9 protein-coding genes and 3 pseudogenes are annotated in these 12,447 nt (G+C 29.7%); 9 read left to right on the forward strand and 3 right to left on the reverse strand.

Annotated features, from left to right (window positions below):
• Positions 1-412: 412 nt before the first annotated feature.
• The 8 genes and pseudogenes from CLOBL_RS25000 (at position 413) to CLOBL_RS28740 (ending at position 9,192) form a co-directional block, all read left to right on the forward strand.
• Positions 413-1,459, forward strand: coding sequence for an FAD:protein FMN transferase (locus tag CLOBL_RS25000; RefSeq protein ID WP_077861486.1), 1,047 nt, complete (start codon positions 413-415; stop codon positions 1,457-1,459).
• A 68-nt stretch (positions 1,460-1,527) separates the two neighbouring features.
• Complete coding sequence (locus CLOBL_RS25005; RefSeq protein ID WP_077861487.1) at positions 1,528-2,472, forward strand: 1,4-dihydroxy-2-naphthoate polyprenyltransferase; 945 nt, start codon at positions 1,528-1,530, stop codon at positions 2,470-2,472.
• Positions 2,473-2,741: 269 nt separating this feature from the next.
• Positions 2,742-4,637 (forward strand): NAD(P)/FAD-dependent oxidoreductase, encoded by a 1,896-nt coding sequence (locus tag CLOBL_RS25010; RefSeq protein WP_077861488.1) that lies wholly within the window; start codon positions 2,742-2,744, stop codon positions 4,635-4,637.
• Positions 4,638-4,663: 26 nt separating this feature from the next.
• Positions 4,664-5,044: a NusG domain II-containing protein gene (locus CLOBL_RS25015; RefSeq protein ID WP_077861489.1), complete on the forward strand. Its 381-nt coding sequence runs from the start codon at positions 4,664-4,666 to the stop codon at positions 5,042-5,044.
• Between the two features lie 10 nt (positions 5,045-5,054).
• A pseudogene (locus tag CLOBL_RS25020) lies at positions 5,055-5,480 on the forward strand (Gx transporter family protein); the annotation flags it as partial.
• Positions 5,481-5,589: 109 nt separating this feature from the next.
• Positions 5,590-6,555 carry a polyprenyl synthetase family protein gene (locus CLOBL_RS25025; RefSeq protein WP_077861491.1) on the forward strand — a complete coding sequence of 322 codons (966 nt, stop codon included), beginning with the start codon at positions 5,590-5,592 and terminating at the stop codon, positions 6,553-6,555.
• A gap of 275 nt (positions 6,556-6,830) precedes the next feature.
• The gene (locus CLOBL_RS25030) at positions 6,831-7,379 is read left to right on the forward strand and encodes a hypothetical protein (protein WP_077861492.1); all 549 of its coding nucleotides are present in this window, start codon (positions 6,831-6,833) and stop codon (positions 7,377-7,379) included.
• A 632-nt stretch (positions 7,380-8,011) separates the two neighbouring features.
• Positions 8,012-9,192, forward strand: a pseudogene (locus CLOBL_RS28740) (tocopherol cyclase family protein).
• A gap of 495 nt (positions 9,193-9,687) precedes the next feature.
• On the opposite strand, the gene CLOBL_RS27745 reads toward CLOBL_RS28740, so the two are convergent.
• The 3 genes and pseudogenes from CLOBL_RS27745 to CLOBL_RS29065 form a co-directional block, all read right to left on the reverse strand.
• A complete protein-coding gene (locus tag CLOBL_RS27745; protein ID WP_179117835.1) occupies positions 9,688-10,215 on the reverse strand; it encodes a recombinase family protein in 528 nt (175 codons plus the stop codon).
• 83 nt (positions 10,216-10,298) lie between these two features.
• A pseudogene (locus CLOBL_RS28750) lies at positions 10,299-10,631 on the reverse strand (recombinase family protein).
• A 3-nt stretch (positions 10,632-10,634) separates the two neighbouring features.
• Positions 10,635-10,757 carry a hypothetical protein gene (locus tag CLOBL_RS29065; RefSeq protein ID WP_278281361.1) on the reverse strand — a complete coding sequence of 41 codons (123 nt, stop codon included), beginning with the start codon at positions 10,755-10,757 and terminating at the stop codon, positions 10,635-10,637.
• Positions 10,758-11,014: 257 nt separating this feature from the next.
• Between CLOBL_RS29065 and CLOBL_RS25050 the strand changes: the two genes are divergently transcribed.
• Complete coding sequence (locus CLOBL_RS25050; protein ID WP_077861494.1) at positions 11,015-12,226, forward strand: Ig-like domain-containing protein; 1,212 nt, start codon at positions 11,015-11,017, stop codon at positions 12,224-12,226.
• The last annotated feature ends 221 nt before the right edge of the window (positions 12,227-12,447 follow it).

A 12,447-nucleotide genomic window follows, 5' to 3' on the forward strand; every position in this document is an offset into this window, starting at 1 on the left:
CAGAATAATCCACTATGGATATTTTTATTAGTTCAATTTCATTTTACAACAGGTCTAGAAAAATAAATTTGAGATTTAAAAGGAATTTAAATGAAAAATAGAGTCTAAATTTAAGGCTCTATTTTTATGGTTAGAAATTGGATAATTTTATGATATAATATTAAAAGAAAACGTTTTTATTCATAAATAAAGAAATTCTTATTAAAAATGTAAAAATACAAATATAATATTAATAAAACAATTTTTGGAACATTTGAATTAATATGGTTTGATATTGTATAATAGAAACCAAATGAATCTTTATTGGAGCAACATAATAAAGTCTTGTATATTAATATAATTTAGCTATATATTGCTCAGATAGTGCCAGTTTTAGTTGTAATATTAACATATATATTTAGGAGGAGAGCAAATGATAAAAAAGGCATTAGCCATTGGAATAAGTATATTATTAATCATATCAACGGTTTCTTGTTCCAAAAAAGATGACAAAGTTGATAAATATGCTACTAAAATGGATACGATTATGCATTTAACAGCTTATGGTCCTAATGCTGATAAAGCTATAGATGCTGCTTTTAATAGAGTAGATGAAATTGAAAATATGGCAAGCAGTTCAATTAGTACAAGTGATGTTAGCAAAATTAACGAAGCAGCGGGAAAGGAATACGTGAAAGTACATCCAGAAATTCTCAAGATTATAAAGACTTCAGTAGAATACTCTAAGATAAGCAATGGAGCTTTTGATATAACAGTAAGTCCACTCATACAACTATGGGGAATTGGTACAGATGATGAAAGAGTACCAGATGATTCAGAAATCAAAGAAAAATTAGCGCTGGTAGGATATGACAATATTAGTATTAATGACAATGATAGTAGTGTTAAGCTTATGAAACCAGATATGGCTATAGATCTTGGGGGAGTTGCTAAGGGGTTTACAGCTGATGAAATTATAAAAGTTTTTAAGCAATATGGAGTTGAGAGTGCAATTATAAACCTTGGAGGGAGTTCCATATATACACTTGGAGAAAAACCAGATAAAACACAATGGTCAATTGCAATTCAACATCCAAGAAAGGAACAAAATGATGGCAATATTGGTATAGTTAAGCTAAATCAAAGTGCACTTTCTACATCTGGAGATTATCAGAGATTTTTTATGAAGGATGGAAAGCGATATCATCATATATTAGATCCATTCAATGGCTATCCAGCAGATGCAGGAGTTATGAGTGATACGATAATTGTTGATAGCAGTATAGATGATTGTAATATGCTTGCAGACATTCTTACAAAAGTTACGTTTGTAAGTGGGGTGGACAAAGGGTTTAAGATTATTGATAGTCTTGATGGAATTTCATGTATGGCAGTAACTACAGATTTTAAAATTTATAAATCTTCAAAGTGGGACACTAACATAGAGGATTTAAGTTCTGATTTTACTATGGCAAATTAAGTTATATATTTATTAAAATAGATTTTCTAAAACTTGAGAAAACATAACTTAACGAAAGAAGTGATAACTTGTCCATAAATAAATTTTTTCAATTAGTACAGATAAAGGCTAAGCTAGCGAGTTTTATTTCATTTTCTTTAGGAACAGCTTATGCTATATATAGATATAGGTCATTTAATTTAGATAATTTTATAATAATGTTTATTTCAGTAATGGCTTTTGCAATGGCTACTACAGCAATAAATAATTATATTGATGATAAAAAAGAAAAGAATAATCTAATGAAAAATAATTTTATTGAGAAGTATGGAATGAATGAAACTAAAGTTTTGCTTATAATTTTTACATTTTTGACAATTGCAACTATAGCCGGAATTGTACTAACTTTAAGAACAAATATAGTAGTATTATTTTTAGGAATTATTTCTTTTGGTATAGGCATATTTTACACATTTGGCCCGATTCCGATTTCAAGGATGCCGCTTGGAGAAATATTTTCTGGTTTTTTTGAGGGATTTATCGTTATATTTTTGGCAATATATATTCATATTTATGATACTAATATAATATCTTTTACATATCAAAAAAATATTCTAAGTTTTAATATTAATGTTTTAGAAATTTTAAGTATTTTTTTATATGCGATACCTACTGTAATAGGAATAGCCAATATAATGCTTGCTAATAATATTTGTGATTTAGAAGAGGATATCTTAAATGATAGATTTACTTTGCCTTATTATATAGGAAAGCCAATGGCTCTGAAACTTTTTAAATTATTATATTATATTGCTTATGCAGACATAGCAGTGCTTGTAGCACTAAAAATGCTTCCGTTAGCATCATTATTTATACTTTTGACGTTGATTATAGTAAATAGAAATATTAATATATTTCAAAAAGGACCAAGTAAAAGTAAAAATTTTATTCTGTCTATAAAGAATTTTGTGCTAATAAATGCTACACAGGTGATTATATTAGGAATCATGACTATATTAATCAAAATACTATAAAAATATTCGAAGACGGATGAATAAAACTAAATTTTGTGATAAAATGTAATTAGGTATTTTTAACAATTAAGTAATAATATATATTAATTTTATATATAAGGAAAAGTTATGCCACAAGTTAGTTATTAAATAAATTATTTGTGTATTACACACTCAAAAAAATTCTTATTTGTAAACCTTTTAAAAAATCTTCAAGAATTCTTTAAGAAAGTAATATTATTATAGAATTTTAATCAGTAATAGAATAAAGAAATACGGGGTGGTATGAAGTGTCAAAGAAGAATATTATCATTTTAGGAGCAGGTTATAGCGGTGTACAAGCTGCCAAAATTTTAAGCAAAAAATACAAGAAAAACAACGATGTAGAAATTACCCTAATAGATAGAAATCCAGTGCATACTCTAATGACCTTACTACATGAGGTAGCTGGTGGAAGAGTAGAGCCTGATTCAGTACAAATTGATTTAAGAAAGATATTTTATGGCTCTAAAGTAAACATTATTACTGAAGAAGTGAAAAATGTAGATGTTAACAAGCAAGTTTTGATTACAGAATTTAGCGAGTATGAATATGACTATTTAATCTTAGGTACTGGTAGCGAGCCAGCATATTTTGGAGTACCAGGAGTTGAGGAAAATGGATTCCCGCTTTGGTCCCTAGATAATGCAATTAAAATAAGACATCACATTGAAAATATGTTCAAGCTTGCTAGCAAGGAAAGAAATGAACAAAAAAGAAAAGCGATGCTTACTTTCGCAGTTGCTGGTGCTGGATTTACAGGCATAGAGCTTACTGGTGAACTTATTGAGTGGAAAAAGAAACTTTGCAGGAAATATAACGTTGATCAAAATGATATCAAAATAATGGTTATAGAAGCATTAGGAAATATTCTTAATATTTTAGATGATAAGTTGGCATTAAAAGCAGAAAGATATATGATTAAACATAAGGTTGAGATATTAACGAATTCCGCCATTACACAGGTTACACCAGATGAAGTTAATCTTAAGGATGGAAGAAAAATAGAAACAAGAACGTTGGTTTGGACTTGCGGAGTACAAGGAAATTCATTTGCTAAGAGTTTTGGACTAGATTTAAACAATAGAGGAAGAGTAAATACCAATGAATTTATGCAATCAATAGATAAAGAAAATGTTTATGTTATTGGTGATGCAGCTTTCTTAGACGAAAAAGGAAAGGGGTTACCTCAAATAGTCGAAGCTGCGCTTCAAACTGCTGGAACTGCAGCAAATAACATTATAGCTGATATTGAAGGAACTGATAAGAAAGCACATAAATCAAATTATCAAGGTTTCATGGTTTCAATCGGTAGTCGCTATGCTGTAGCTGATGCAGCTGGAATAAAACTTACAGGATTTTTTGCAGGAGCGCTTAAGCATTTAATTAATTTACTATATTTATTTAGTATTGGTGGATTTTATACAACTGTTAGATACCTATTAGATGAATTCTTTAATGTTAAGGAAAGACGTTCTATAATGGGAGGGCATTTAGCTGCTAAATCTCCATCAATATGGCTAGTTCCTTTTAGATTATACCTTGGTTCAATGTGGGTACTAGAAGGAGTGAAGAAGCTAATTGGAGAAGATACTTTTGCAAAAGCTTCAGGACTTCATAAAATAACTGATGGAATTGGAACAGATAGCTGGTTTTTAAGTGGAAATATTAAAATGCCTTTTGATTGGTTACACATTGCTGCAGATGGTACAGCTAGTGCATCTGTAGAAGCAACCACTACTACGGCAACTACTGCGGCCGCTACTCCTGCACCTATATTAAGCAGTGCGCCAGGATTCTTCCAGGCAATTATGAAGATTTTAATGCCAAATCCTGAAATTGCTGTTTGGTTCCAAAGAATTGTTGTATGTGCAGAAATAGGTATAGGCTTATGCCTTCTTGCTGGACTATTTACTTGGCTTGCAAGTGCAGCATCAGCCTTTTTAGCTGTAAATTTTGTATTATCAGCAATGGCTGGATATGATGTACTTTGGTATTTCTTTGGTGCAATAGCCCTTATGGCTGGCGCAGGAAGATCTTTTGGACTTGATTATTATGTAATGCCTTGGTTGGGTAAATATTTAGGAAGCTTGTGGCTTGGTAAACAAAAACCATTATATAAGAATGAAACCTCAGCTAGTCTTTAAAAATATACTACAAAAAAGAAGTAATAATGAAGAAATGGGATGTAGTTATAATAGTTGTATTAATTATAATATCATTAATTCCCGAAGGAGTTACATTTATTATAAATGATAATAAGTATAACAATTTATATGTAGAAGTATATTCAGAGGGAAAGTTATATAAAAAACTTCCTTTAAATAAAAATTCAGAGGAGATATCCTTTACTATTGATAATGAGCTGGGGGAAAATGTTATTAAAATAGATAAAGGACAAGTAAAAATTATTGATGCAGACTGTCCAGATCAGATATGTGTAAAGGCTCATGCTATAAGCAAACTAGGGGAATCTATAATATGTTTGCCCCATAAGTTAGTTGTAAAAATAACGGGTGAAGGAAAACAGGAGACGGATGAGGTATCCTTTTAAGGTGAATTAAATGACAAAAACAAGAAAGATGGTATTCTTATCCTTGCTTGTATCACAAGGATTGGTGCTTCATATAATTGAATCCATGATACCAGTGCCATTTATAACTCCAGGGGCAAAACTTGGACTAGCTAATATTGTGACTGTTGTATCACTCTATTTATTTGGTGAAATAGAAACTTTCATGGTTATCATAGTCAGGCTGTTGCTTTCATCAGTGCTTGGTGGAAGCATATCCAGCCTATTATATAGCATTGCCGGAGCGTTATTTAGCTTTATTGTAATGGCATTAATAAAGAGAGTAGGTAGAGATAAGGTAAGCATAATAGGTGTTAGTAGTGCAGGAGCTGTGTTTCATAACATAGGGCAAATTACTATAGCTGCATTGATAGTTCAAAATGTAAATGTAAGTTTATATATTCCGATTTTAACAATGTAAGGAATAGGCACGGGTTTTTTTGTAGGGCTGACTTCCAGATACATTGTAAATCATTTGAATATATTAAATACAACTACTAAACTATTTGACGATAAAGGGTGATCACATGGATAAATTTTGGAATGAATGTCCAGTTGTAAAAAATGACTTAGAAGAAGTTATTAAAATAATGAAGAAAAACATTAAGTGCAGGGAAAAGTTTGTTGAAGATGCAATTTTAGATTTAATAAATTCGGGAGGTAAACTCCTTAGACCTGCATTTTTAATTATCGCAGCAAGATTTGGTGAATTTAATGAAGAAGAGGTTTATCCTTTGGCAGCTGTGCTTGAAATGCTCCATATGGCTACTTTAGTTCATGATGATATAGTAGATGATTCAAAGCTCAGAAGAGGAATTGAAACCATTCAGTCTAAATATGGGAAGGATTATGCTGTATACATAGGAGACTTTTTATTTTGCAGATGTTTTAAAATCTTATCTGAAAATTCTACTTTAAAAAATATCAACATAGACTCAAATTCAATGTCCAGAATATGCTTAGGAGAAATAGAACAATTCGCCTCTAAGTACAACACAAAAGTATCTGTAAGAAAATACTTAAAGAGAATATCAGCAAAGACTGCAGAGCTTTTTGCATTAAGCTTCTATAGTGGTGCGGTAGAAAGCAAGTGTGACAGCAGGCTATGCAAAAAGCTTTCTAATATTGGACATAATATAGGAATGGCTTTTCAAATAATTGATGATATTTTAGATTATACTGGAAATGAAGTAGTAGTAGGCAAAACTATTGGTAATGACATAAAACAAGGCATTTATACTTTGCCGATAATATATGCTCTTGAGAAAAAAAATTCTGATTTATCTTCTATTCTTAATAAAGATTACTTTGAAGAAAATGATCTTAAGGCTATTTCAGGCATAGTAAAAGAGCTTAAAGGAATTGAAAAGTCTAGGGCATTAGCTGAAAAATATACTAATAGAGCTTTTAATTTAATTAATACTCTTCCAGACGGTGAAAGCAGAAATATTTTATTAAAAACAACTAAAAAGTTATTAATAAGATTTTATTAAATAAGGAATAGAATTGAATGCCAATAAAGGAGGTTCAATTTTAATATATTCAAAAATATCTAGTGTTTATAATTATAATGATAAATTTCAATATTAAGGTATTTAGTCATATTAATTGAGAATTGTTCATAATTCAAATTAGTAAAGTTAATATGCAATATATATTATAATTAACTAAATAATATGAAATATATATTGATAAAAACTCATAAGTAACTTAATTATGAAATTTCCTCAATTATATTATAATAAATTAAAAAATAGGGGGAATACTCATGAAAATTAAAGCATTATTATTGGCTTCCGTTATGGTTGCCGGATTATTAGTTGGATGCGGTTCTAAACAATCAGCACCTGCACAAGCACCTGCACCAAAAGCTGATGCTACTGCATCGGCATCAGTAACAAGTGATCCAGATGTGTTCACTAAAGCTATAAGCAAAGATGGAAAGTGGATCATCGCTATTACGAAAGACATGACATTAGATAAGGATTTAGTGTTGGAAGGTGAATTCAAGAATGGCAAGAAGGATGATTCGGGAAAAGAACTTTTACAAAGAAAGTTAGCTCTTTATACTCAAGATGACAATCGTAATATTACAAATAGATTTACTTTAACAGCACCAAAATTAACTATTGAGAGTCCACAAGCTAGTATTGAACATGGAACCTTTAAAGGTGATTTATATGTTGACACTAATGATTTTAAGTTAATTGACGCTAAGATTGACGGAAATGTCTATTTTAAAGACGATGCGGCTAAGTCTGGATTTAATATGGATAGTACGTCTTCTGTAACTGGAAAACAAGAAGTAAAAAAATAATCTATAACATTTGATTTTAAATATTTATTAAGTTCCAAAGGAAAAACAGCTAATCTATTTATTGGCTGTTTTTTCTTTAACGAAATTTAATATTATATTTTAAAATAGCTAAGAAAAGTTAAAAATATGTTTCAATAAAAATTTAAATATTTAAAAAAATGTATAATAACACCTGTTACATTAAAGAATAGTATATGGCATTATAAGCTATTATAGCGCTATAAATTAAATAAAGAGGTGTTCTTGTGTTTAAAGCTATTATAAATCCTGATATTTATCATGGAAAGAATAAAAAATTGAATTTTTTTGAAGGCTGGTATTTCAAGATTGTGCAGCCATATACAGGTAATACGTATTGCTTTATTCCAGGTTTATTTATTTCAAATAAAAAAGGATTTTCACATAGCTTCATTCAAATACTTAAAGGAAATGAAAACAATTTTAAATATTTAAGATTTATGAAAGATGAGTTTAAAGCAAGTAAATCTGAATTTAATTTAAATGTAGGAGAAAGTTCTTTTTCAATTAATGCAATTAATTTAAATATTAGCCAGCAGAATGAAAAGATATTTGGAACACTACATTTTGACAATATTATAAAATGGCCAGATAGCATTATTAATCCTGGCAGCATGGGGCTCTATAATTATTTAGGTTTTATGCAGTGTTATAGTCAGGTTTGTGCTAATGATGGAATTGTACGAGGGAAACTTTGCATTAATGGTAAAGACATTGATTTCACTGGAGGAAAGTTATATATTGAAAAAAATTGGGGGGAAGCTTTTCCGTATTCTTATATTTGGGCGCAGGGAAATTCTTTTGAAAATGGAGATGGAGCAGTTACATGCTCTATAGGACATGTACCACTTCCCTTTAAACTCAAAAGTTTTACAGGTTTTTTAATAGGATTATATGTAAAAGGCAGATTTTATAAATTTACAACAATAAATAGAAGTAATCTCTTAATTAATTGTGAAAATGAAAAAATTATTTTAGAAACTTATAATAAAAAGTATTCTCTTAAAATTGAAGGATCTTATAAAGAAGAAGATTTTATGAAGTTATACGCACCTTGCAATGGCAGTATGATACCTATAGCAAGTGAAACTCTTCATGGAAATTTAAAGGTAATGCTTTATGATAAAAAAAGAAATTGTATAATTTTTAATGATACTTGCACTTCATCAGGTATTGAATTCTCTAAGGATTATATGAATTTAGTGGATAGATATTGAAAGAAAATTATAGACGCTGCACTTAAATCTTTTGGCGCCAATGGTTATAAAAAAACCTCAGTAAGCCATATTGCTGCTGCAGCTGAAATTTCAAAAGCAATGGTACTTCACTACTTTGGTACAAAAAAAGCATTGTATTTTTATTTAATTGATTTATGTGAAATATAATGATGAAGGAAGTTAACTAAAAGTTTGATTATACGGTCACTGATTTTTTTGAAAGAATTAAGCTTTCATCAAATATAGAAATTGCAATTATGAAGAAATATCCAGGGATGCCAGTATTTTTAATGAGTATGTATTTTTAAAGTGATGAAGAAGTAAAGGAAGATATAAAAGATATTATAGCAAATGGTGAAGGTTTTAGAGACAAAATTGCTTTTGATGGAATGGATTATTCGAAATTTAAAGAAGGTATTGATCCAAAGCTGGTTATGAAAATGCTTGGCTGGCTTACTGATGGATATATGAATCAATTATCAAATAAAACAGAAGTTAATTACGACGATTTTTTTAAGGAATTTGAGGAGTGTATTAATCTGCTTAGAAACAATTTTTATAAGGAGGAATATGTATGAGCTTATATGTGTTAAGCTTCAAGGAAATTGATAAATCAAAACTTTAAGTACTAGGTGGAAAGGGGGCTAATCTTGGAGAGTTAACTAAAATTGATGGAATACGTGTTCCAGATGGTACGTGTATAAAAGTGCAACAAAAGGGGATCAGTTAAGACCTCTTTTAAGAAGCATTTAAAGCTTTTTTTTACTTCCTCTTGAACCAATAGTATATATTTCTAGGATTTTAGTATCATTGTCATATGTTATTTCTTTGATTAAGAAGTTTATAATCCTTCTTTTATTCTCAATTGTTTCATTTTTTATATTTGTACATTTATCCAATACTGCATTTATAAATTCAATATCATAAAGTTCAGGAGAATTATTTTCTATAATTTCATCTATTGATTTTAAGCTTTCTTCTAATTCAGCAATTTCAGTTTTAAGTATTCTAATTCTATTTATAAAAACATCTATCAGATCATCAGCTACAGCTAATTTATCAATAAGTCCAGTTTACTCATATTTATGACCTTGCACTAATCCCATAGTACTTCCACAATATTTACATTTTATTTTACTAGCAACAATAGCTTTATTGGTTTTACCAAGATTGGGAGCTAATGATTTATTGTTATTAATTTGTTGCTGAGCTTTTGCCCATATGTCAGAATCAATAAATCCTTTGCATCTTTTACTTACTGCAGCAATCCATTCACATTTATCCTTAAATGGAGTTGTCTTTTTGTCATCTTTAATGAGATTATAAGATCTTTTATTATAGACTAGTATCCCGTGAATTTTATCAGGGGTGCCATAAGCATTTATACCTTTATCTTCAAGAATTTTAAGAGCATTTTCTGAACTCTTTACATAGATAGGATTTGTCAAAATATTACGCAGAGAGCTATGAGCAAAGTAGTGTCCATTAGGTAGATTAATGTTATTTTTCATTAAATATTTAAAGGTTTGATGTATAGATCCGACTTCTAAATATATATTAAAGACTTGTTTTATTAATTCTATTTCTTCAGGAACTTGCACTAAATATGAGATTCCTTTTTCATTTCCATCTTCATCTCTATATGTTTCTCTTACTCTTGAATATCCTAATGGAGGAGCTCCACCTAACCAGTAGCCATTTTAGCAAGTTCTATCATATTGTCTCTTACACGTTCTGCAATTGTTTCTCTTTCAAGTTGATCAAATACAGAAGCTATATATATCATAGCTCGTCCCATTGGACTAGTTATATCAAACTGCTCTTTGATACTTACAAAATCAACTCCATAAGATTGAAGTTCCTAAAGAGTAGAGGAGAAGTCTGCAACATTACGTGATATACGATCTAATCTAAAGCATACTAAAATATCAAACTGTTGTTTCCTTATATCATTTAATAATTTTTGAAATTCAGGTCTATCAGTATTCTTACCACTGAAACCTTCATCTTCGTAAATTGATTATTCAATTTTTTTATTTCTATATAGATTTTCTATATAGTCTTTACACATTTGAATTTGATTACCAATAGAATCACCTTTTTCTGAGTATTTAGATTTTCTTGAGTAAATAGCAACTTTCATATAATCACTCCTAAGAATATAATGTTTGATTTTGTAGTTATTGGTAATATTATAGCATTACTTATAACAAAATGCGAATGTACTTTTGCACAGATTTAAAGAACATTTGATAATTTAATATGGTGCCTTTTTAGCAATGAAAAAATATAAGAAAACTATAAGAATAGTATAGAAACTTTATAAGCAATTAATTGTATAAAAGTTTAATATAATAATAGAACGCGTTCTCAATTTACTTAGTAGAGGAGAATATGAAAATGAATAAATATTTTAAAAAATTTGGAATTATGTTTGTAATGACATTGATATTATCGTTAGGATTTTGTATTAGTGCTTTTGCAGATGATGGGGGAGTAATTGGAACTAGTAATTTAAATAATACTGCTGCAAATAGTGCTAAGGTTGGATATCAATTAAAATTACCTGAAGTTGGATGGAAAAGATATGATGATAGTGATAGTAGAATTAAATATGGAGGTAGTGGATGGTCAAAATACAACAGTTCTGCTAGGTATGGTGGAGCAGAGACTTATACTACAACGTTAAATGATTACTGTGGATTTAAGTTCTATGGCACTAAATTACGAATTATATCAATAATGAATAATGATACTTCTTTTTCTATAGATGTTAACATAGATGGAGTAATGTATAATTATCACCAAAGTAATGCACTTCTAGTAAGTGAAGCATTAGTATTTGAAATAGACGGTTTATCCTCAGCAGTACATGAAATCACAATAACAAATAGAGTCAATAATGCCCATTTCAATATAGATGCAATAGATATAGATGCAGATGGTTATTTAGTAGATTCTAATGAGTCAATATCATTAGATAAAGCTTCAATGGATTTAACAACTGGAGATTCAGAGCAATTAACAGCAACAACAACTCCAGCAGCAGTAGGGGTAACATGGACATCAAGTGATCCTTCAGTAGCAACAGTAGATTCAACAGGCAAAGTAACAACAGTAGGTGCAGGAACAGCAACAATAACAGCAACTACAACTGATGGAAGTAATTTAAGTGCATCATGTACTGTAAAGGTAATTGCAAATAACAGTGGTAATAATGGAGGGACTACCACAGGAGCAAGTGCCATAGTTAATATTGCATATGCAAAAGGTGATAATACTAATAATGCTGGCGGTGATGTTTCGATTATATTTAATGGGGTACCTGATACTACATTAAGTGCTGTGAAAACAGCGAGTGTGAAATCTGTATGGCTAGGTGATACTTTTACGTACACTATAGTAGTTACTAATACAGGTTCAAAAACAGCAAAAGCAGTAGTAATTAATGATAGTGCTCCAAATCATATTCAATTTATGCCTAGTGGAATAACAACTACTCAGGGGATAGTTGATTCGAGTTCAAGTGCTTCAAATATTGTAGTTAATGTTGGCGACATTCCACCTGCAGGAACAGTTGCTATTACAGTACCTGCGACTGTAGTTCTTTAAAAAATATTTTGAAGTAAGATAATTATAAAATAATGTTTATATAGGCACTTGCAAAAATGCAGGTGTCTTTTTTTATTCAATAGAATACAAAGGAGATTTAGTAAGAGAAAGAAAATAAGATTAAATATTAGTATAAATTGAAATGATGCATGAGTTTAAAAATGCCTAAAATGCAATAAAGAGCAACATATCATACGGGGAATATGAATGTTACTCTTTAT

It is taken from the genome of Clostridium sp. BL-8, from assembly GCF_002006495.1.
Taxonomy (GTDB): Bacteria; Bacillota; Clostridia; order Clostridiales; family Clostridiaceae; genus Clostridium.

What these genes read in the sequence shown, in the direction of transcription:
- CLOBL_RS25000 (WP_077861486.1), top strand. Translation starts at nt 413, where the DNA reads ATGATAAAAAAGGCATTAGCCATTGGAATAAGTATATTATTAATCATA.
- CLOBL_RS25015 (WP_077861489.1), top strand. Translation starts at nt 4,664, where the DNA reads ATGAAGAAATGGGATGTAGTTATAATAGTTGTATTAATTATAATATCA.
- CLOBL_RS25025 (WP_077861491.1), top strand. Translation starts at nt 5,590, where the DNA reads ATGGATAAATTTTGGAATGAATGTCCAGTTGTAAAAAATGACTTAGAA.
- CLOBL_RS25030 (WP_077861492.1), top strand. Translation starts at nt 6,831, where the DNA reads ATGAAAATTAAAGCATTATTATTGGCTTCCGTTATGGTTGCCGGATTA.
- CLOBL_RS29065 (WP_278281361.1), bottom strand. Translation starts at nt 10,757, where the DNA reads ATGAAAGTTGCTATTTACTCAAGAAAATCTAAATACTCAGAAAAAGGT.
- CLOBL_RS25050 (WP_077861494.1), top strand. Translation starts at nt 11,015, where the DNA reads ATGAATAAATATTTTAAAAAATTTGGAATTATGTTTGTAATGACATTG.